The following is a 24106-nucleotide window of genomic DNA, read 5'->3' on the forward strand; positions in this document are numbered from 1 at the left end:
TCACCGCCGGCCGGAACGGCCTAGTTCGTTGTCGATGAAGGCGAAGATCTCGTCCTCGCTCGCCGAGGAGATCCGTTCGGAGACCTCCACCTCGCCGGGTTCGTCGCCCGGCCCGCTCCACTGGGCGAGCAGCCGCCGAAGCCTCGTGACCACGCCGGTCCTGGTGACGTCGTCGAGCGCGGCCACGGCCGTCGACCTCTCCAGCCGGTCGAGGTCCGCCAGCGGGTCGGGCTTGCCTCCACCATCCACATCGGACATCAGCTCGGCGAGCAGGTGCTCGGCCAGCGCCGTGGGGGTCGGGTAGTCGAACACGAGGGTGGCCGACATGCGCAGCCCGGTGGCGTCCGCGACGCGGTTGCGCAGCTCGACCGCGGTGAGCGAGTCGAAGCCCAGTTCCCGGAACTCCCGGTCCACGCCGATCGAGTCCGGTGACGGGTGCGCGAGGACCGCCGCGACCTCCGTGCGGACGAGGTCCACGAGCCGGGTGTGCCGCGCGTGCGCGTCCAGACCGGCCAACTGCGCGCTGATCGGGACGACCGGCACCACCGCGTCGGCGGCCGTGCGCCGGGCGCCGCGGACGAGGCCGCGCAGCACCGGGTGGGCGACGGCGCCGGTGCGCGCGCCGGACGTGTTGACGGCCAACGGGACCAGCACCGGTTCGGTCGACGACGTGGCCGCGTCGAACAGCGCCATGCCCTGGTCGACGGTCAGCGGAGCGGATCCGGACCGGCTCATCCGGCGGATGTCGGCGTCGCTGAGCGTGCCGGTCATCCCGCCCTCCTGCGCCCAGGCGCCCCAGGCCAGCGACAGCGCGGGCGTGCCCGACCGCCGCCGGTGCCGCGCCAGTGCGTCCATGGCGGAGTTGGCCGCGGCGTAGTTGCCCTGCCCGGCACTCCCGGTCAAACCGGCCGTGGAGGAGAACAGCACGAACGCGGCGAGGTCACCGGTCAGCTCGTGCAGGTGCCACGCGGCGTCGATCTTGGGGCGCAGCACGGCCGTCAGGCGGTCCGGTGTCAGCGAGTCGACGACACCGTCGTCGAGCACACCCGCGGTGTGGACGACCGCCGTCAACGGGTGCTCGGCCGGTACTCCGGCCAGCAGCCGGGCCACCGCGTCGCGGTCGGCGACGTCGCAGGCGGTGATGGTGACCTCAGCCCCGAGTGCGGTCAGCTCGGCCTTGAGCGCGGTCGCACCGGGCGCGTCGGGGCCCCGCCTGCTGACGAGCAGCAGGTTGCGCGCGCCGCGGTCGGCGACCAGGTGGCGGGCCAGGTGCGCGCCGAGGCCGCCGGTGCCGCCGGTGACGAGCACGGTGCCGTGCGGGTCCCACTCCGGTGCGGTCGTGGCGTCCGCGGTGAACCGCTCCAGCCTGCCGACCCGGATCGTCCCGTCGGTCACCAGTGCCTGGTTCTCCCCCGCCGCGAACAGCGCGGGCACGGCCGCCAGCGCGGCCTTCCAGTCGTCGGCGTCGTCCACGTCCAGCAGCAGGAACCGGCCGGGGTGCTCCACCTGGGCCGACCGCACCAGGCCCCACACGGCCGCGGCGGCCACGTCCTGCCCGCCCACCGCGCCACTGGTCACGAAGACCAGCCGCAGGTCCGTGCACGGCTCGGCGAGCGACTGCCGCAGCACGTCGAGTGCCCACGAGGTCTGCTCGTGCACCGCGCCCAGACCGGTCCGCTCAGCGGTCGGCAGGCAGACGAGCACCAGCTCCGGGTCGACCCTGGAGTCGACCACGCCCTCCAGCGTGTCGCCCTTGCCCACCAGCGAACGCAGGCTCCCGGTCAGGCCGAGGGCGTCCTCGCCGAGGACGGCCCAGCGGATCTCCGGCGTCGGGACGGGCGCGAACGGGGTCCAGTCCAGCCGGAAGAGCCAGTCCGACTCCCGGCCCGGCCGTGCCGCCCCCTCACCGGACGAGGCCCTGAGCACGAGGTTGTCCACCGACACCACCGGCTGACCCGCGCCGTCGACGGCCGTGATCGACACCGCGTCGGTGCCGGTCCGGGTGAGCCGGACCCGCAGCGCGGTGGCACCGGTCGCGTGCAGGGACACGCCTTCCCACACGAACGGCAGCACCCCGTGGCCCGGCTCGTCGGAGTCGAGGTAGCCGACCGAGTGCAGCACCGCGTCCAGCAGCGCCGGGTGCACGCCGAAGTGCTCCGCGTCGCGCGCCTGCGCGGGCAGGGCCACCTCGACGTGGATCCCGTCGTCGTCGCGCCACACGCCGTGCAGGCCCTGGAACAGCGGCCCGTAGTCGGAACGCCCGTAGAACCCGGCCACGTCCACCTCGGTGGCGTTCGCGGGCGGCCACGCGCCGGTGGGAGCGGCGACCGCGGCGGGGGCACCGGGAACGAGGTACCCGGACGCGTGGCGGGTCCACCGGTCGCCGACCCGTTCGGGATCGCCCGCGTAGACACCCAGCTCACGGCGTCCGGAGTCGTCCGGGACACCGACCCTGACCTGGACCACCACCGCGGCGCGGTCGGGCAGTTCCAGGGGCGCCGAGATGGTGAGCTCCTCCACCCGGTCGCAGCCGACCTCGTCGCCCGCGCGCAGGGCGAGCTCGACGAACCCGGTGCCGGGGAACAGCACGCGGCCGCCGACGGTGTGGTCGGCCAGCCAGGGGTGGGTCCGCAACGACCACCGGCCGGTCAGCACCGTCCCCTCGCCGTCGGCGAGCTCGACCGCCGCGCCCAGCAGCGGGTGGCGCACCGCCCCCAGCCCCGCGCCCGTGACGTCACCGGAGGCCGCGCCCGCGGCGTCCGGCCAGTACCGCTCGTGCTGGAACGCGTAGGTCGGCAGGTCGACCGTCCGGGCGCCGGTCCCGGCGTAGAAGCCCGCCCAGTCCAGCGGTACGCCCAGCGAGTGGAGCACGCCCAGCGCGGTGACCGCGGTGATGTGCTCCTCGCGCCCCTTGCGCAGCAACGGAACAGCGGTGACGGACTGGCCGCGGACCTCCTGCGCCATGGCGGACAGGACGCCGTCCGGCCCCAGTTCCAGCAGGACGTCCACGTCCATGGCGGCGACACCGTCGGCGAACCGCACGGGTCGGCGCACGTGCTCCACCCAGTACCCGGCGGAGAACGTGTCGGGTCCGGCGAGCGCGCCGGTCACGTTGGACACCACCGGGATCGCCGGGGCGTGCGAGGCGATCCCGGTGGTGGCCTCGGCGAGGCCCGCCAGCACGGGATCCATGAGGGGCGAGTGGAAGGCGTGCGACACGGGCAGTCGCTTGGTCCGCACGCCGCGGTCCGCCAGCCGACCGGCGATCCGCTCGACGACGTCCCGCACACCGGCGACCACGACCGCCGACGGGCCGTTCACCGCGGCGAGGGACACCTCGTCCTCGTGTCCTTCCAGCAGCGGCAGCACGTCAGACTCGGCCGCCGCGACGGCGAGCATCGCCCCTCCGGGCGGCAAGGCCTGCATCGACCGGGCGCGGATCGTCACCAGGGCGCACGCGTCCCGCAGCGACAGCACCCCGGCGACGTGGGCGGCGGTGATCTCGCCCAGCGAGTGCCCGGCCACCACCTCCGGGCGCACGCCCCAGGACTCCACCAACCGGTACATCGCGACCCCGACGGCGAACAGCGCGGGCTGGGCCCACCCGGTCCGGTCCAGTTCCTCGGCGTCCTCGCCCCACATCACGTCCAGCAGCGGGCTGTCCAGCCACCGGTCGAGCTCGGGGACGACCTCGTCGAGCGCTTTCGCGAACACCGGGAACCGGTCGTGCAGGTCCCGGCCCATCCCCAACCGCTGGGAACCCTGGCCGGTGAACACGACCCCGACCCGGCCGCGGCCCGCGACGCCCTCGACCACCGCGTCGCCGATCATCGCCAGGCGGTGCTCGAAGTGCGACCGCGTGGAGGCCAGGGACCACCCCACGTCCACGCGGTCCGCGTCCGGCCGCTCGTCGGCCCAGGACCGCAGCCGGTCGGCCTGGTCTCGAACCGCGGCGGCGGACCGGCCCGACAGCACCCACGGCACCGCGTGGCGGCACCCGTCCCCCGTCTCGGGCGCGGGGGCGTCCGGGGCCTGTTCGAGGATGACGTGGGCGTTCGTGCCGCTGATGCCGAACGACGACACGGCCGACCGGCGCGGCCGATCCACCTCGGGCCACGGCGCCTGCTCCGTCAGCAACTCCACCGCACCCGCCGACCAGTCCACATGAGACGACCGCTCGGTCACGTGCAACGTCCTGGGCACCACACCCCGACGCATCGCCATCACCATCTTGATCACACCCGCCACACCAGCCGCCGCCTGCGCATGACCGATGTTCGACTTCACCGACCCCAACAACACCGGACGCTCCCGACCCTGCCCATACGTCGCCAACAACGCCTGCGCCTCGATCGGATCACCCAGCCTCGTACCCGTGCCGTGCGCCTCCACGACGTCCACATCGGACGGTTCGAGACGGGCGTTGGCCAGTGCCTGGCGGATCACCCGCTGCTGCGACGGCCCGCTCGGCGCGGTGAAGCCGTTGGACGCGCCGTCCTGGTTCACCGCGGAGCCCCGCAGCACCCCGAGCACGCGGTGGCCGTTGCGCTCGGCGTCCGACAGTCGCTCCAGCAGCAGCATCCCGACGCCCTCGGACCAGCCCGTGCCGTCCGCGGTGTCGGAGAACGCCTTGCACCGGCCGTCCGGTGCGAGGCCGCCCTGGCGGGAGAACTCGACCAGCGCGCCGGGGGTGGACATCACGTTGACGCCGCCCACCAGCGCCAGCGAGCACTCGTCGGCCCGCAGCGCCTGCGCCGCGAGGTGCATCGACACCAACGACGACGAGCACGCGGTGTCCACGGTGACCGCCGGGCCTTCGAGCCCGAACGTGTAGGACAGCCTGCCGCTGGCCGCGCTGGCCGCGATGCCGGTGCCCACCTCGGCCGCGGCCTCGGAGGCCGCCTTGACCACCAGGTAGGCGTAGTCCTGGCCGTTGGTGCCGACGAACACACCGGTCCGGCTGCCCCGCAACGAGGCGGGGTCAACGCCCGCCCGCTCGAACGCCTCCCACGACACCTCCAGCAGCAGGCGCTGCTGGGGGTCCATGCCGACGGCCTCCCGCGGCGAGATGCCGAAGAAACCGGCGTCGAAGTGATCGGCGCCCGCCAGGAACCCACCGCGCAGCGTGGCACTGCTGCCGCCGCCGTCACCCGCGAGCGAGTCGATGTCCCAGCCGCGGTCGTCCGGGAAGGGCACGATGCCCTCCCCGCCCGCGGCGACCAGGTCCCACAGGTCCTCCGGTGAGGCGACCCCGCCGGGGAAGCGGCACGCCATGCCGATGATCGCGACCGGCTCGGTGGCGGCGGCCACGAGCCGACGGTTCTGCCGTCGCAGCCGGTCCGTCTCCTTCACGGCCGTGCGCAGTGCTTGGACAACCTGGTCGTCCGGCGTCGTCATGGTCTGCTCCATCAGTCGGACTGTCCGTTGAGAGCGGCTTTCACGAGGTCGGCGACGTCCATCGAGTCGATGGTCTCGCCCTCCTCGGCCCGCGGCGCTGCCGAGGCGCGGCCCGCGAGTTGCAGCAGTGGTTCGAGCACGCCGATCTCCCGCAGTTGGCCCAGCGACACCGAGACCAGCAGCTTGCGGACCGCGGCCTCCTCGCTGTCGTCGTCGCCCGCACCGCTGTCGGGCATCAGCCGGTCGAGCACGTGCGCGGCGAGCGCGGTGGGTGCCGGGTGGTCGAACACCAGCGTCGACGGCAGGGTGAGGCCCGTGGCCGCGTGCAGCGCGTTGCGCAGCTCCACTGCGGTCAGCGAGTCGAACCCGAGGTCGCGGAACGCCTTGTCCGGCGAGACGACATCCGGGTCCGGGAGTCCGAGCACCTCGGCCGCGAGGCCGCGCACGAGCTCCAGCACCGCCTCCGTGCGCTGGGCGGGCGACTTGCCCGCCAACCGGTCCCGCAGGGCGAGGCCCGCCGCCTCCTCGTCGATCGTGGCGGTGATCCTCGGGGCCTCCGCGTACCCCGGCAGGTCGCGGAGCAGGGCACCGGACCGGGCGGCCAGCGTGCCGCGGGCGAACCGGTCCGCGGACACGTCGACGACCACGGCGGTCGGCTCGCTCTCCATGACCAACTGGCGCAGCGCCAGGACGGCGAGGTCCGGGTCCATCGCGCCGATGCCCGCGCGCTGGGAGCTGTCGGACGCGGACGCCGTGCCCGCCATCCCCGCTCCCCGCCAAGCGCCCCAAGCGATGGCGGTGGCCGCCTTGCCGTTCGCGCGGCGCCGCTCGGCGAGGGCGTCGAGCATCGCGTTGGCTGCCGCGTAGTTGCCCTGGCCGGGGTTGCCCATCGTGCCGGAGGCCGAGGAGAACAGCACGAACGCCGACAGGTCGGCCTCCGCCGTCAGCTCGTCGAGCAGCAGCGCCGAGGTGACCTTCGACCGGAACACGGCGTCGAACCGGTCCGGCGTCATGCCTTCGAGGATCCCGTCGTCGAGCACACCGGCCGTGTGCACGACACCGGTGAGCGGCCTGGTCTCCGGGATGTCCGCGAGCAGGCCCGCCAGCGCGGCGCGGTCGGCCACGTCGCACGCGACCACCGTGACATCAGTGCCCAGACCCATGAGCTCGTCCCGCAGTTCGGCGGCTCCCGGCGCGTCGGCGCCGCTCCGGCTGGCCAGCACCAGGTGCTCGGCACCCTGCTGGGCCAGCCGCCGGGCGACGTGCGCGCCGAGCGCGCCCGTGCCGCCGGTGACCAGCACGGTCCCGCTCGGGGCCCAGAGCCGGTCCGGAGCCGGTGCGGGAGCGGGCGTCAGGCGCCTGCCGAACGTCGCGGCCGAGCGCACGGCCACCTCGTTCTCGCCGTTCGCGGCGGCCAGCACGCCGGGCAGCCGGGACGCGGAGTCCCCGTCCAACGTCCTGGGCAGGTCGACCAGGCCGCCCCAGCGGTCCGGGTACTCCGCCGCGGCCACCCGGCCGAGGCCCCAGACCGCCGCCTGCGCCGGGTCGGGCACGGTGTCGTCGGCGGCGCCGACGGTGACCGCCTCCCTGGTCACGCACCACAGCGGGGCACCGATCCCGGCGTCGCCCATCGCCTGGAGCAGCGCGACGGTGAGCAGGACGCCCGCCGGGGTGCCCGCCGACGCCGTGTCGTCCAGCGCGAGCAGCGAGACCACACCGCCGAAGCGGCCGTCCACCGAGCGCAGTCGGTCGGCGATGGCCTCCCGGTCCGGTCCGGAGACCTCGATCGGGACCACGTCGGCGCCGAGTGCGGCGAGCACGCCGGACACCCATCCGTCGGTCAGGCCGCCGCTCGGGACGACGGCCAGCCACGGACCGGACGGACCCGCCGCGGAACGACCCGCCAACGGCCGCCAGACGATCCGGTGGCGCCATCCGTCCACGACGGACCGGGAGTGGTGCGCGGCGCGCCAGTCGAGCAGCGCGGGCATGACCTCCGACAGCGCCTCGGGCCGGACGTCGAGGATGCTCCCGAGGGACTCGACGTCCTCGTCGCGCACCGCGGCCCAGAACCGCTCGTCCTCGGGCGCGGGGGTGCCGAGGACCGGCGTGGGTTCGGCCGAGGACCAGAACCTCTGGTGCTGGAACGGGTAGGTCGGCAGGTCGACCCGACGGGGTGCGGCGTCCGCGTGGAACGCGGACCAGTCCACGCCCACCCCCCGCACGTGGAGCCGGGCGACCGCGGCGACCAGCGTGGGCTCCTCGTCGCGGTCCCGGCGCAGCGCGGGGACGGCCAGTTGCGGTCGGGTCGACGGCGGGATGCTGTCGTGCGCCATCGCGGTCAGCACGCCGTCGGGACCGAGTTCGAGGAACTCGGTGACACCGAGGTCGAGCATCGTGCGCAGGGCGTCGCCGAAGCGCACCGCCTCCCGCACGTGCCGGACCCAGTAGTCCGCGGTGCCGATCTCGTCGGCCGTGACCAGCGCGCCGGTCAGGGTCGACACGATCCGGAAGGACGGGGCCTGGTAGGTCACCCGGCGGGCGACCTCGGCGAAGTCCGCCAGCATCGGGTCCATCAGCGGCGAGTGGAACGCGTGGCTGACCCGCAGCGTCCTCGTCCTGCGTCCCAGTGCCGCGAACCACTCCCGGACCTGCTCGACGGCGGTCGCCCCACCGGCGACCACGACGGCGTTCGGTCCGTTCACCGCGGCGATCGACACGCCCTCGCCGAGCCGCGGCACCACCTCGTCCTCCGCCGCCTCCAGCGAAGCCATCGCGCCACCGGCGGGCAGTGCCTGCATCAGCCTGCCGCGGGCGGCGACCAGCTCGCAGGCGTCGGCCAGCGAGAGGACGCCCGCGACGTGCGCCGCCGCCAGCTCGCCGATCGAGTGGCCCGCGAGGTAGTCCGGGCGCAGGCCCCACGACCGCACCAGCCGGAACAGCGCCACCTCGACGGCGAAGAGCGCGGGCTGGGTGTAGCCGGTCTGGTCCAGCCACTCCGCCTCCGGCGTGCCGGGCTCGGCGAAGACGACCTCCCGCAGCGGGCGGTCCAGCCGGGCGTCCAGCTCGGTGAGCACCGCGTCGAAGGCCTCCGCGAACACCGGGAAGCGCTCGTGCAACCGCTTGCCCATCCCGGCGCGCTGCGCGCCCTGTCCGGTGAACAGGAACGCCGTCTTCCCGCCGCCCACGACCCGGTCGGCCACCGCGAACGGACTCGGCCGCCCCTTGGCCACGGCGTCGAGCCCGGCCGCCAGGTCGTCGGGCCCGGTGACCAGGACGGCGGCGCGGTACTCGAACGCCGCGCGCGTCGTCGCCAGCGAGAACGCCAGGTCGGACGGGTCGACGCCGGTGTCGGCGGACTGCCGCAGCCGCACCGCCTGTGCGCGCAGCGCGGCGGGCGTCGCCCCGGACAACGGCACCAGCACCACTCCGGGCCGCCGTTCGGCGGTGGGAACGGTCTCCTCGGCCGGAGCCTGCTCGATGATCATGTGCGCGTTCGTGCCGCTCGCCCCGAACGCGGAGACCGCGGCCCGCCGCGGCCGTTCCACCTCGGGCCACGGCGTCTGCTCCGTCAGCAACTCCACCGCACCCGCCGACCAGTCCACATGAGACGACCGCTCGGTCACGTGCAACGTCCTGGGCACCACACCCCGACGCATCGCCATCACCATCTTGATCACACCCGCCACACCAGCCGCCGCCTGCGCGTGACCGATGTTCGACTTCACCGACCCCAACAACACCGGACGCTCCCGACCCTGCCCATACGTCGCCAGCAGCGCCTGCGCCTCGATCGGATCACCCAGCTTCGTACCCGTGCCGTGCGCCTCCACGACGTCCACATCGGACGCCGTCAGCCCGGACACGGCCAGCGCCTTGCGGATCACCCGCTGCTGCGACGGTCCGCTGGGCGCGGTGAGGCCGTTGGACGCGCCGTCCTGGTTGATCGCCGACCCGCGGATCACCGCGAGGACCTGGTGCCCTTCGCGGCGGGCGTCGGACAGCCGTTGCAGCACGACCACGCCGACGCCCTCGGACCAGCCCGTGCCGTCCGCGGTGTCGGAGAACGCCTTGCACCGGCCGTCAGCCGACAGCGCCCCCAGTTCGCCGAACTCGACGAAGTTGGTCGGCGAGGACATGACGGTCACGCCGCCCGCGACGGCCAGCCCGCACTCGCCGTTGCGCAGTGCCTGCGCGGCGAGGTGCATCGCGACCAGCGAGGACGAGCACGCGGTGTCGACGGTGACCGTCGGTCCCTCGATGCCGAACGTGTAGGCGAGCCGCCCGGACAGCAGGCTCGCCGACTGCACGTTCTGCCACTCGCCGCCGTCGGCGGCCGGGCGGTAGTCACCGCTGCCGCCGCCGACGAACACGCCCGCGTCGCTGCCGCGCAGCCCGACCGGGTCGATCCCGGCCCGTTCGAAGGCCTCCCACGTCGCTTCCAGCAGGATCCGCTGCTGCGGGTCCATGATCATGGCCTCGCGCGGCGAGATCCCGAAGAAGGCGGGGTCGAAGTCCGCGGCGCCGGAGAGGAAACCGCCCGAGCGGGCCACCGTGCGCGGGGTCGTGCCGGGCTCGGTACCCAGCAGGCCTGCCAGGTCCCAGCCCCGGTCGGCGGGTAGCTGGCCGACCAGGTCGACCTCACCGTCGACCACGTCCCAGAGGTCCTCCGGCGAGCCGATGCCGCCGGGGTAGCGGCAGCTCATGCCGACGATCACGATCGGGTCGTCGGTGTGCGCCACCACGTCCGCCCCGACGGCGGTGTCCGGCTGCTCGTCGAGCAGCTCGGCCAGCAGGTGCCGGGCGAGGACGGCGGGTGTCGGGTAGTCGAACACCAGCGTGGCGGGCAACGTGAGCCCGGTCGCGGTGACCAGTTCATTGCGCAGGTCCACGGCGGTCAGCGAGTCGAACCCGAGGTCCCGGAACGCCAGGTCGACGTCGACCGCGCCAGCACCCGCGTGGCCGAGCACGACGGCCACCCTCTCCCGCACCAGGTCGAGCACCTCCGCCGACCGCTCGTCCGCGGGCTTGCCGAGCAGCCTGAGCCGCAGCTCCTGCTCGCCCGGTCGTGCGGCTCCCCCGGTGGTGGGCGGCGCGACGGCCGCCTCCGGCAGCGCGGCCAGCAGCGGGCTCGGCCGTGCCTCGGTGAAGACGGGCGCGAACTGCTCCCACACCACGTCGACGACGGCAAGGTGCGTGCCCTCCGCGACCGCGCGGCTCAGCTCGCCGAGGGCGAGATCCGGTGCCATGGCGGGAAGTCCGGAGAGTCGCAGGTGCCGGACCAGGCTGCCGTCGTCCGGTGCGCCGAGGTCCAGCGCGCCCCACGAGATGGCCGTGGTCTTCCGCCGCCGGGTGGTCAGGGCGTCCAGGTAGGCGTCCGCCGCGGCCTGCACGCCGCGGCCTCGGAGGCCGAGGACGCCCGCCACCGACGTGAACAGCACGAGGGCGACGTCCGGCCGGTCGCGCAGCGCTTCCTCGAGGTGCGCCGCGTCGGCCACGGCCGCGGTCAGGTCGTCGGTGATCTCCTGCCCGGCAAGGGTTTCCGGACGCCCGCCGACCCGGTCGCCGAGGACGACGGCCGCGGTGAGCGGTGCGTCACCGCCGATCGTGTCCAGCACGGCGGCGAGCGCGTCTCCGTCGCGGAGACCGGTCGGGGCCACGGTCAGCTCCACGTCCAGCGCGGCCAGGTCGGCCCGCAGGGCGTCGACATCCGTCGTGCCGATCAGCACGAGGTGCTTCGCGCCCGCCTCGGCCAGCCTGCGAGCCACCAGGGCGCCACCGGATCCGGCGCCGTCGGCGATCAGCACGGTGCCCGACGGGCTCCACGGCGCGGTGTCCGCGTCCGGGACCGCGCGGACGAGCCGCCGCCCGGACAGGACCGCCCCGCGGATCGCCACCTGGTCCTCGACGGCCGTGCCGTGCGGCACACCGGCGAGCGCGGTGACGACCAGTCCGGCCACGCGCTCGTCGAAGTCCCCAGGGATGTCGACCAGACCACCCCACCGGGTGGGGTGCTCCAGCGCGACGACCCGGCCCATCCCCCAGACCGCTGCCTGGCGGGCGTCCGCGACGCGCTCGTCCGGTCCGACCGCCACGGCGCCCGCGGTGGCGCACCACAGCGGCGCGTGGATCCCCGCCCCGTCCAGCACGTCCAGCAGTGCGGACGGCCAGGCCGGAGCCGAGACCCCTCCGACGGACAAGGCGAGCAAGGACAGCACGCCGGCGATGTCCGCGTCCTCCGACGCCGCGGCGAGCCGCGCGCCGAGGTCCGGGCCTTCCTCCACGACGAGCGCGTCGGCGCCCATCGACTCGACCACGGAGGACAGTCGACGGTCGTCCCGCCAGCCTGCCGGGACGACGGCCAGCCAGGAACCGGGCAGCACCGCCGCGCCGCCGGACAGCGGCGTCCAGCTCACCCGGTAGCGCCAGCCGTCCGTGATCGCCTGGTCGTTGCGCTTGCGCCGCCACGCCGAGAGCGCGGGCAGCACCACGGCCAGCTCCTCGCCCGCCACGTCGAGGCTCGCGGCCAGCGAGTCGACGTCCGAGCTCTCCACGGACGCCCAGAACTCCGCTTCGAGCGGGTCCGGGGTGGTGTCGCGCGAGGCCGCGGGGAGGGCGGTGGGCCAGAAGCGCTCCCTTTGGAAGGCGTAGGTGGGGAGGTCGACCTGCCGCGCCCCGGTACCGGCGAAGTACGCCGCCCAGTCGACGGCGACACCGCCCGCGTGCAGCGCGGCGAGCGCGGCCGTGATCGCCCGTTCCTCTCCCCTGTCCTTGCGCAGGGCGGGGACCGCGGTCAGCGGGGCGTCGTCGTACTGGCGCACCATCGCCGACAGCACGCCGTCCGGGCCGATCTCGACGAACGCGCCCACCCCGGCGGTGCGCAACGCGCTCACGCCGTCCGCGAACCGAACCGCCTCGCGCACGTGGCGGACCCAGTACCCCGGTGTGGACAGGTCCTCCGCGAGCGCCCCGGCGACGTTGGCCACCACCGGGATGGCGGCCGGGGAGAAGGCGAGGCCGTTCACGACGTCGGCGAACCCGGCGAGCATGGGTTCCATCAGCGGCGAGTGGAAGGCGTGGCTCACCCGCAGCCGCCTGGCCTTGCGCCCGTCCGCCTCGAACCGATCGGCGATCCGGGTGACCTCGGACTCCTCGCCCGCGACCACGACGGCGTTCGGGCCGTTCACCGCGGCGATCGAAACGCCCTCGCCGAGCAGCGGGACGACCTCGTCCTCCGACGCCTCCAACGCGACCATCGCGCCGCCCGTCGGCAGCGCCTGCATCAGCCTGCCGCGGGCGGCGACCAGTGCGCAGGCGTCGGCCAGCGTCAGCACACCGGCCACGTGCGCGGCGGCGATCTCGCCGACCGAGTGCCCGATCAGGTGGTCGGGCCGCACGCCCCACGACTCGAAGAGCCGGTACAGGGCGACCTGGAAGGCGAACAGCGCGGGCTGCGCCCAGCCGGTCCGGTTCAGCTCCTCGGCGTCCTCACCCCACATCACCTCGCGCAGCGGGCGGTCCAGGTCCAGGTCCAGGTGCGCGAACGCGGAGTCGAGGGCGTCGGCGAACACGCCGAACCGCTCGTAGAGCTCACGCCCCATGCCCAGTCGCTGCGAACCCTGACCGGAGAACAGGAACGCGGTCGCACCGACGGAGCCGCGGACCGTGCCGCGCACGGTCTCCACGACGCCGTCCGGGGTGGCCAGCAGGACCGCCCGGTGCGGCAGGGCCGCGCGACCGACGGCCAGCGAGTAGCCGACGTCCACGAAGGACGGTTCGGGGTCCTGGCTCACGAACCGGTCGAGCCGCTCGGACTGCGCGTCGAGCGCCTCCCGCGTGCGACCGGACAGCAGCCACGGCACGACCGCGGGGACCACCGCGGCGACAGCGACGGGCGCTTCGACCGCAGGTGCCTCTTCCAGGATGACGTGGGCGTTGGTGCCGCTCACGCCGAACGCGGACACGCCCCCGCGCCGAGGCCGCCCCGTGGCGGGCCACTGCCGCGCCTCGTCGGCCAGCTCGATGGCGCCCGAGTCCCAGTCGACGTGCGACGAGGGCGTGCCGACGTGCAGCGTCCTGGGCAGCAGCCCGTGCCGCATCGCCATGACCAGCTTGATCACCCCGGCCACGCCCGCCGCGGCCTGCGTGTGCCCGATGTTGGACTTCACCGAGCCGAGCAGCAGCGGCTCCGTTCGGTCCTGGCCGTAGGTGGCGAGCAGGGCGTTGGCCTCGATCGGGTCGCCCAGCACGGTGCCGGTGCCGTGCGCCTCGAGGACGTCGACGTCCGAGGCCGACAAGCCCGCGTCGGCGAGGGCGTGCCGGATCACCCGCTGCTGGGCCGGGCCGTTGGGCGCGGTGAGCCCGTTGGACGCGCCGTCCTGGTTGATCGCCGTGCCCCGGAGGACACCCCAGACCTGGTGACCGTTGGCCCGCGCGTCGGACAGCCGTTCCAGCACGAGCATGCCGACGCCCTCGGCCCAGGAGGTCCCGTCCGCGTCGTCGGAGAAGGCCTTGCACCGGCCGTCGGGCGCCAGGCCCTGCTGGGCGCTGAACTCGGCGAAGGAGTCCGGCGTCGACATCACCGAGACGCCACCCGCGAGCACCATCGAGCACTCGCCGTCGCGCAGGGCCCTGACGGCCCAGTGCATCGCCACGAGCGAGGACGAGCACGCCGTGTCGACGGTGACCGCGGGGCCCTCCAGCCCGAGCGTGTAGGACAGCCTGCCGGACATGACGCTCGCGGTGTTGCCGGTCGCCATGTGGCCGCGCAGGTCCTCGACGTCGGCGTTGCGCAGCACGGTCGCGTAGTCCTGGCCGTTGGTGCCGACGAAGACGCCGGTGTCGGTCCCCCTCAGACGGGTGGGGTCGATGCCCGCGCGTTCCAGCGCCTCCCAGGTGGTCTCCAGCAGCAGCCGCTGCTGCGGGTCCATCGCCAACGCCTCGCGCGGCGAGATCCCGAAGAACCCGGCGTCGAACTCGGAGGCACCGGTGAGGAAACCGCCCTCGGCGGTGGCCGACGCTCCGGTGGCCCGTGCGCCGACGTCCCAGCCGCGGTCGGTCGGGAACCCGCTGATGGCGTCCCCACCGTCGGCGAGCAGCCGCCACAGGTCCTCCGGCGAGGACACGCCGCCGGGGAAGCGGCAGCCGAGGCCCACGATCGCGATCGGGTCGTCCGCGACCGGCCGCGTGGAGGCCTGCGGCGTGCCGGTGTCCGTGATCGAGCCCAGCATCTCGTCGAGCAGGAACCGGGACAGCCCCAGCGGGGTCGGGTGGTCGTAGACCAGCGACGCGGGCAGGGTCGTGCCGGTCGCCGCGGCCAGGGTGTTGCGCAGTTCCAAGGTGGTCAGCGAGTCGAAGCCCAGGTCCTGGAACGCCTGGCCCGGCTCGATCTCGGCGGTACCGGAGTACCCCAGGACGGCAGCCACCCTGGACAGCACCAGGTCGAGGACGACCCGGCCGCGCTCGGCCGCGGGCAGGCCCGCGAGCCGACCGCGCAGCTCCGGAAGGCCGGACCCGACCGCGGCGACCGCCGTGCTCTCGACGGCGTCGAGCGCGCGCACCTCGGGGAGGTCGGCGATCAGCGGCATCCGGCGGGTGACCATGACCGCGGGCGCGAACCGGGCCCAGTCGACGTCCGCGGCGGTGACCGCGGTGTCGTCGGACTCGATCGCCTGGCGCAGCGCGGAGATCGCGATGTCGGTGGGCAGCGGTTCGAACCCGCCGCGCCGCATCCGCGCCGCGGCGGCGACCGCGTCGGCGACCATGCCGGACTCCGCCCACGGGCCCCAGGCGACCGACGTCGCCGTCAGCCCCAGGCCCCGGCGGTACTCGGCGAACGCGTCCAGCCAGGCGTTGGCGGCGGCGTAGTTGCCCTGGCCCGCGGCGCCGATGACGCCGGAGGTCGAGGAGAACAGCACGAACGCCGAGAGGGCCGTTCCCGCGGTGGCCTCGTGCAGGGTGCGCGTCGCGCCGACCTTGGCGCGCAGCACGGTCGCGAACATCTCGGGCGTGAGGGCGTCCAGCACGCCGTCGTCCACGACGCCCGCCGTGTGGATCACGGCGCTGAGCGGGAGGTCGGCGGGCACGGTGGCGAGCGCCGCGTCCAGCTCCGCCCGGTCCGCGACGTCGCAGGCCGCGACGGTCACGCGGGCACCGAGCCCGGTGAGGTCGCGCACCAGCTCCGCGGCACCCGGCGCTTCGGAACCCCGCCTGCTCACCAGGAGCAGGTGCTCCGCACCGCGCCCCGCCAGCCAGCGGGCGACGTGCCCGCCGAGACCGCCCGTCCCGCCGGTCACCAGGACGGTCCCGGTGGGAACGAACTCCGGTGCCGCCGAGTCGGCGGGCACCGGGCTGTGCACGAGCCTGCGGGCGAAGACGCCCGACGCCCGGACGGCGACCTGGTCCTCGCCGGGACCGCCGGCGAGGACACCGCGCAGCCGACGGCCGCACGTGCCGTCGAAGTGGGCGGGCAGGTCCACGAGTCCGCCCCACGTCTCGGGGCGTTCGAGCGCGGCGACCCGGCCGAGCCCCCACACCATGGCCTGCGCGGGGTCGAGCAGCTCCTCCGAGCGCCCGATCGACACCGCGCCGCGGGTGGCGCACCACAGCGGGGCCGTCAGTCCGATGTCGCCGAGTGCCTGGATGGCCGCCGTGGTGAGCGCGAGTCCAGCGGGGACGCCGTCGGTGTCGGCGGAGTCGTCCAGTGCCAGCAGCGAGAACACACCGGCGACCTCGCCGTCCGCGCACCGCTCGCGCAGGATCGCGCCGATGTCCGCCCGGTCGGGCGTGGTCAGCTCGACCTGGACGGTGGGGACGCCGAGGCCGTCGACCACGGCTCCGGTCCAGTCCTGGTCGCCGGTGCCCGCCGCGGTCAGCACGAGCCACCGCCCGGTGGGCGCGGCCTCGGCCCCGCCGGTCACGGGCTGCCAGGCGATCCGGTAACGCAGCGCGTCCACAGTGGACGATTCGGTCTTGCGGCGCCGCCAGGAGGACAGCGCGGGCACCATCGCGGCGACCGTGTCGTCGTCGAGGTCGAGCGCGTCGGCCAGCGACCGCAGGTCGGCCCGCTCCACCGCCATCCAGAACTCGCCGTCCAGCGACCCGCCCACGTCGACGTGACCATCCACAGTGGATTCGGGCCAGTAGCGACCGCGTTGGAAGGCGTAGGTCGGCAGGTCGACCGTCCGCGCACCGCCGCCCGCGAAGTACCCCCGCCAGTCCACCGGGACCCCGTGGACGTGCAGCCCGGCCACGGCCGCGACGATCGCGGGCACCTCCGCGCGGTCCTTGCGCAGGGCGGGCAGCAGAACGGCGTCCGAGTCGGCGGGCAGGCTGTCCTTGGCCATCCCGCACAGCACGCCGTCCGGGCCGAGTTCCAGGAACGCCCCCACGCCCTGACCGGTCAACGACGTCATCCCGTCGGCGAAGCGGACCGCCTCCCGCACGTGCCGCACCCAGTACTCAGGGGTGCACACCTGCTCGGGGGTGGCGAGCACGCCGGTCACGTTGGACACGAACGGGAGCCGCGGCCGCTGGTAGTCGACCTGCCCGGCGACCTCCGCGAAGTCCGCGAGCACGGCGTCCATCCGCGGCGAGTGGAAGGCATGGCTCACCCTCAGCCGCTTGGTGCGGTGCCCCTCGGCCTCGAACCTGGCAGCCAGCTCCAGCACGACGTCCTCGTCGCCCGCGACGACCACCGACGCCGGGCCGTTGACGGCCGCGACCGACACCCGGTCCTCGTGGCCCGCGAGCACCGCGAGGACCACGTCCTCGGTCGCCCTCACGGAGAGCATCGCGCCTCCGGCGGGCAGTGCCTGCATCAGCCTGCCGCGAGCCGCGATCAGGCGGCACGCGTCCTCCAGCGAGAACACGCCCGCGACCTGCGCGGCGGCGATCTCGCCGACGGAGTGCCCGGCGAGGTAGTCCGGCGTGACACCCCAGGACTCGACGAGCCGGTACAGCGCGACCTCGATCGCGAACAGCGCGGGCTGGGTGTAGCCGGTCTGGTCCAGCAGCTCGGCCTCCGGCGTGCCCGGTTCCGCGAACACCAGTTCGCGGAGCGGGCGGTCCAGCTCGCGGTCCAGGTGCAGCAGCACCTCGTCGAACGCGTCGGCGAACACGCCGAACCGCTCGTAGAGCTCACGCCCCATGCCCGGCCGCTGGCTCCCCTGGCCGGTGAACAGCACCGCGAGGCGGGTGCGGTCGGCGCTTCCGGTGACCACGCCCGAGGCGGGCGAACCGTCGCGCAGCGCGGTCAGGCCGAGGACCAGCTCGTCCCGGTCCGCCGCCACGACGGCCGCCCGCCGCTCGAACGCCGACCGGGACGTGGCCAGCGAGTAGGCGAGGTCGGCGGGGTGCAGGTCGGGGTGCTCGCGCAGCAGGTCGAGGACCCGCCCGGCCTGCGCCCGCAGCGCCTTGTCGCCGCGGGCGGACACCAGCACCGGCACCACGCCGTCCACCGGCTCACCGGACCGCTCGTCGGCCGGGGGCGCCTGTTCGAGGATGACGTGCGCGTTGGTGCCGCCCAGTCCGAACGACGACACGCCCGCACGGCGCGGCCTGCCCGTCGACGGCCAGTCGACCTGCTCGTCGAGGAGCTCGATCGCCCCGGCGGTCCAGTCCACGTGGGACGACGGCACCTCGGCGTGCAGCGTGCGCGGCACCACGCCGTGCTCCATCGCCTTGACCAGCTTGATCACGCTGGCGACGCCCGAGGCCATCTGCGTGTGCCCGATGTTCGACTTGATCGACCCGAGCAGCAGCGGCCGTTCCCGGTCCTGGCCGTAGGTCGCGAGCAGCGCCTGCGCCTCGATCGGGTCGCCAAGAGCGGTACCCGTGCCGTGCCCTTCCAGGACGTCGACGTCGGCGGCGGACAGGCCTGCGCCGGTGAGCGCTTGGCGGATCACCCGCTGCTGCGACGGGCCGTTGGGGGCGGTGAGCCCGTTCGACGCGCCGTCCTGGTTGACCGCCGAACCCCGGACGACCGCGAGGATCCGGTGACCGTTGCGCTCGGCGTCGGACAGGCGTTCCAGCAGCACGACACCGACGCCCTCGGCGAGGGTCATGCCGTCGGCGGAGTCCGCGTAGGCCTTGCACCGCCCGTCCTCGGCCAGCACCCGCTGCCTGCTGAACCCGATGAACGCGCCGGGGCTGGACATGATGCTGACGCCACCGGCCAGTGCCAGCGAGCTGTCGCCGGTGCGCAGCGACTGCACGGCCAGGTGCAGGGCGACCAGCGACGACGAGCACGCCGTGTCGAGGGTGACCGCCGGGCCCTCCAGCCCGAGCAGGTAGGCCACCCGGCCGGACAGGATGCTGCCGAGCGAGCCGGTGATCATGTGACCCTCGGCGCCCTCGGAGGTGTGCGCGACGGCGGTGGTGTAGTCCTGGTAGCTCGCGCCGATGAACGTGCCCGTCATGCTGCCGCGCAACGCGTGCGGGTCGAGCCCGGCGCGTTCGAACGACTCCCAGACCGCTTCCAGCAGCAGCCGCTGCTGGGGATCCATCGACAGCGCCTCGCGCGGCGAGATCCCGAAGAACCCGGCGTCGAACTCGGCCGCCTCGTGCAGGAACCCGCCCTGCACGGAGTAGGTGTGCCCGGCCCGGTCGGGGTCAGGGTCGTACAGGTCCTCGATCCGCCACCCGCGGTCGGCCGGGAACTCCGAGATCGCGTCCACGCCGTCGGCGACGAGGTCCCACAGCAGTTCCGGGGTGTCGGCCCCGCCGGGGTAGCGGCAGCTCATGCCGATGATGGCGATGGCCTCGTCCGCGTCGGCCCGCGACCCCGCGGAGGCGGGCCCGCCCGCCTCCGCACCGGTGAGCTCGGAGAGCAGGAACGCCGTGAGCGCGGCGGAGTTCGGGTAGTCGAAGACCAGCGTGCTCGGCAGCGTCAACGCGGTCACGCGGGCGACGCGGTTGCGCAGCTCGATGGCGGTGATGGAGTCGAACCCGATGTCGCGGAACGCGCGCCGCTCGTCCAGCGCCTGCGCGGAGGGCAGGTTCAGGACGGTCGCGGCCTCCTCGCGCACGAGGTCGAGCACGAACCGGTGGCGTTCGGCGGAGGGCAGGGCGAGGACCTTCGAGGCGAACTCGCCGCCGGAGACCCGATCCGCGGACTGCGCTTCGGCCGCGGCCAGCCGCCGCACCTCGGGGATCTCGTCGAACAGCGCGGTGGCGCGGGACGAGGTGTAGACGGTGTGGTAGCGATCCCAGTCGATGTCGGCGATGGCGATCGCGGTGTCGTCCTCGTCGAGCGCCCGCCGCAGGCCCGCCAGCGCGAGCTGCGGCTCCATGAAGACCAGGCCGCTGCGCTTGATCTGCTCGGGGTCGACGCGGCCGGAGCGCATGTCGTCGTTCCAGATGCCCCACGACAACGAGGTCGCGGGCAGACCGCGCTCGCGGCGCCGGGTCGCCAGGGCGTGCAGGTAGGCGTTGCCCGCGACGTAGGCCGCGTGCTCGCCGGTACCCCACATGCCCGCGGTCGAGGAGTAGAGCACGAAAGCGTCCAGCTCACCCTCGTCCAGGACCTCTCCGAGCAGCTCGTCCAGGTTCCGGGCGCCGGTCACCTTGGCGTCCAGCACCCTGGCGAAGGACTCCAGGTCGGTCTCGGCGATCGAGTGCAGCTCGATGACCGCGGCGGTGTGCACCACCGTGCGCAGGGTGTGCCCGGCGGCCTTCAGCCCGGTGAGCAGCCCGGCCACGGCGTCGCGGTCGGTGATGTCGCACGCGACGACCTCGACCCGAGCGCCCAGCGCGGTCAGGTCGGCGTGCAGCTCGGCCGCGCCGGGTGCCTCCGGCCCCCGACGGCTGACCAGCACGATGTCCTCGGCGCCCTGCCCGACGAGCCAGCGCGCGAGGTGCGGTGCCAGCGTGCCGGTGCCGCCGGTGATCAGGGTGGTGCCCCGCGGCGTCCACGTGCCCGTCCGGGCGTCGGACGCGGCGGGGGCCCGCACGATCCGACGCGCGAGCGTGCCGGACGCGCGGATGGCGAGCTGGTCCTCGGCCGTGCCGCCGGAGAGCACGGCGACCAGCCGTTCCGCGGCGCGCCGGTCCAGCTCGACCGGCAGGTCCACGACACCGCCCCAGCGCTTCGGGTGCTCCAGCGCGGCCGTCCAGCCGAGCCCGAGCACCTGGGCCTGCACCGGGTTGGCCACCTGGTCCGAGCGGCCGGTCGACACCGCACCCTTGGTCAGGCACCACAGCGGCGCGTCGATCCCGCGGTCGCCGAGTGCCTGCACGAGCGCGACCGTCAGGCCGAGGCCGTTGGCGACGGCGGGGAAGCCCGTGCTGGGCCGCTCGTCGGCCGCGAGCACGGACACGACACCGGCGAACTGCTCCGCCGACAGCTCGCCCAGGCGGGCGGCGATGACCTGCCGGTCGAGGCAGTCGCCGTCGAGGACGAGGCGCAGCACCTCCGCGCCGTGCCCGGTGAGCGCGGCCGTGACGTCGGTGTCGTCGATCCCCTCGGCGGTGACGAGCAGCCAGGTGCCCTGGAGGGTGGCCTGGGCGAGGGCCTTGACCGGCGACCAGGTCACCCGGTAGCGCCACGAGTCCGCTGTGGACTGTTCACGTCGCTGCCGACGCCACGAGGACAGCGCGGGCAGCACGGCCGCGAGCGAGTTCTCGTCCACGTGCAGGCCGGACGTGAGCGCGGCGAGGTCGCCGTGCTCCACCGCGGCCCAGAACTCGGCGTCCACCGGGTCCCCGGTCGACGCCTGGCCCGCCGCCGCGGCCGGGATCCACAGGTGCTCCTGCTGGAAGGCGTAGGTCGGCAGGTCGACCCGCCGGGCACCGGTGAGGTCGCGCGTCCAGTCGACGTGCACACCGCGGACGAACGCGGCGGCCAACGAGGCCTCGACCCGGTCGGCACCACCGTGGCCGCGGCGCAGGGTGCCGGTCACCAGTGCCACCTCGCCCGCGTCGTCGACGGTCTCCTGGACGCCCACCGTCAGCACGGGGTGGGGGCTGATCTCGATGAAGGCCTTGTGGTCCTGGGCGAGCAGGGACCGGATGGCCGGTTCGAAGCCGACGGTCAGGCGCAGGTTCCTCAGCCAGTACCCCGCGTCCATGGCGGTGGTGTCCAGCCAGTCGCCGGTGACCGTGGAGAAGAACGGCGTGGTGGCGGGACGCGGCGCGATCGGCGCGAGCACGTCCAGCAGCTCGTCGCGCAGGGCGTCCACCTGGGCGGAGTGCGAGGCGTAGTCCACCTGGATGCGCTTGACCCGGACGCCGTCGGCGGCGAGCCGTTCCTGGATGGTGTCCAGCGCTGCAGGGACGCCGGACACCACCACGGACCGCGGCCCGTTGACCGCGGCGATCGAGAGGCTGCCGTCGGTGGGCAGCAGAGCGGCGAGGTCGTCGGCGGGCATCGCGACGGACATCATCCCGCCCGCACCCGCCAGGCTCTGGGCAATCGCCTTGCTGCGCAACGCGACCACGCGCACACCGTCCTCAAGGGACAGTGCGCCCGCGACGACGGAGGCGGCGATCTCGCCCTGGGAGTGGCCGACCACCGCGTCCGGGATCACGCCGCGTGAGCGCCACAGCTCCGCCAGCGCCACCATGACCGCGAACGAGACGGGCTGGACGACGTCGACCCGGTCCAGACCGGGGGCTCCGTCGGCCTGGCGCAGCACGTCGGTCAGAGACCAGTCGACGAAGGAGCTCAGGGCCATGGCGCACTCGGCGATCCGCTCGGCGAAGACCGGCGATTCCTCCAGCAGCCGGGCTCCCATGCCCTCCCACTGCGCCCCTTGGCCGGGGAAGACGAACACCGTCTTGCCGTCGACGTCCGCGACGCCCTCCACCACCGCCGCCGATGAACCCCCGGTGGCCAGGGCCGCCAGGGCGGCCGGGTGGTCGGGGCCGAGCACCACGGCCCGGTGCTCGAACAGCGACCGCGACGTGACCAGCGAGTGCGCCACGTCGGCGACGTCGAGGTCGGGGCGGGTGTCCAGGTGCGCCCGCAGGGTGGCCGCCTGGGCGCGCAGCGCGGGCTCGCTCCGGGCGGAGAGCACCCACGGCACGCCCGGTGCCGGAACGCGTTCGGGGGTCTCCTCGGCCGGTTCCGGGGGTGCCTCCTCCAGCACGGTGTGCGCGTTGGTGCCGCTGATCCCGAACGAGGAGACGGCGAACCGGCGCGGGCGCTCGCCCGCGGGCCAGTCGACCGCTTCGGTCAGCAGGGACAGCGTCCCCGGCGACCAGTCGATGTGGGTGGACGGCTTCTCCGCGTACAACGTGCTGGGCAGCACGTCGTTGCGCAGGGCCATGACCATCTTGATCACGGCGGCGACCCCGGCCGCCGACTGGGTGTGGCCGATGTTCGACTTGACCGAGCCCAGCAGCAGCGGGCGCTCCGGGTCGCGGTCGCGACCGTAGGTCGCCTGGAGGGCCTGCGCCTCGATCGGGTCGCCCAGCGCGGTGCCGGTGCCGTGCGCCTCGACGACGTCGATGTCCGAAGGGGACAGTCGGGAGTTGGCCAGCGCCTGGCGGATCACCCGCTGCTGCGCGGGGCCGTTGGGCGCGGTGAGCCCGTTGGACGCCCCGTCCTGGTTCACCGCCGAGCCGCGGACCACGGCGAGCACCGGGTGCCCGTTGGCGCGGGCGTCCGACAGCTTCTCCACCAGCAGGATGCCGATGCCCTCGGCCAGGGTCATGCCGTCGGCGCCCTCGCCGAAGGCCTTGGAGCGCCCGTCCACGGCCAGCGCGCGCTGGCGGCTGAACGCCGCGAACGGCGTGGTGTTGGGCATGACCGTCGCGCCGCCGACGATGGCGAGGCTCGTCTCCCCCTGGCGCAGCGACTGGCAGGCCAGGTGCAGGGCCACGAGCGAGGACGAGCAGGCGGTGTCGACCGTGACGGCCGGTCCTTCCAGCCCGAAGACGTAGGCCAACCGTCCGGAAAGGACGCTCGGGATGGCGCTGGTGACGACGCGGGTGTCGACCTCGGCGCCCGCCCCGTACTCCTGGAAGCTGGAGCCGATGAACGTGCCGGTCGCGCTGCCGCGCAGCGTCGCCGGGTCGATGCCCGCGCGTTCGAACGCCTCCCACGAGGTCGTCAGCAGCAGCCGCTGCTGCGGGTCCATCGCCAACGCCTCGCGCGGGGAGATGCCGAAGAAGCCGGGGTCGAAGTCGCCCGCCGACTGGAGGAAGCCGCCGCGCGTCGTGTAGGTCGTGCCGGGCTTGTCCGGGTCGGGGTCGTACTGGATCGTCCCCTCCCAGCCGCGGTCACCGGGGAAGTCCGACACGGCGTCCACGCCCGCGGCGATGAGGTCCCAGAACTGCTCGGGCGTGGTGACGCCGCCGGGGAAGCGGCAGCTCATGGCGACGATCGCGATCGGCTCGTCCGGTGCCGCGGCGGAGGCCGCGACCACCTCGCCCGCGCCCGTCCCCGAGCCGACGACCTCCGTGCGGAGGAACTGGGCCAGCGCGGCCGGGCTCGGGTAGTCGAAGACCAGGGTGCTGGGCAGGGTCGTGTCCAGCAGGTCGCCGAGCCGCTTGCGCAGCTCGACCGCGGTCAGCGAGTCGAACCCGATCTCCTGGAACGCGCGCCGTTCCGGCACGAGCTCCGCCGAGGGGTGCCCGAGCACCGCCGCGGCCTCGGTGCGGACCATCTCGACGAGCCTGCGGGTCTGGTCGGCCTCGGACAGCCCGGCCAGCCGCCGGAGGACCTCGGGCCGGTCGGTGACCGGTCCGGCCGCCTTCCGGGTGGCCA

Annotated in this window: 2 protein-coding genes (1 of these 2 running past the window's edge); both read right to left on the reverse strand. The window is 74.4% G+C overall.

Going from position 1 to position 24106, the window contains the following annotated elements; genetic code table 11:
- A complete protein-coding gene (locus tag NZH93_RS40285; protein ID WP_259628582.1) occupies nt 1-5409 on the reverse strand; it encodes a type I polyketide synthase in 5409 nt (1802 codons plus the stop codon).
- A protein-coding gene (locus NZH93_RS40290) for a type I polyketide synthase (protein ID WP_259628583.1) crosses the window boundary here: on the reverse strand, nt 5409-24106 show its 3' portion. It continues 9490 nt past the right edge of the window; 18698 of the gene's 28188 nt are visible here — the last part of the coding sequence; the start codon falls outside the window, past its right edge; its stop codon occupies nt 5409-5411. The genes NZH93_RS40285 and NZH93_RS40290 overlap by 1 nt, the downstream gene beginning before the upstream one ends.

Source organism: Umezawaea endophytica (assembly GCF_025061645.1).
Lineage (GTDB): Bacteria > Actinomycetota > Actinomycetes > Mycobacteriales > Pseudonocardiaceae > Umezawaea > Umezawaea endophytica.

Bases quoted from the DNA above. Each gene is read 5' to 3' on its own strand.
- NZH93_RS40285 (WP_259628582.1), bottom strand. From the start codon at position 5,409: ATGGAGCAGACCATGACGACGCCGGACGACCAGGTTGTCCAAGCACTG.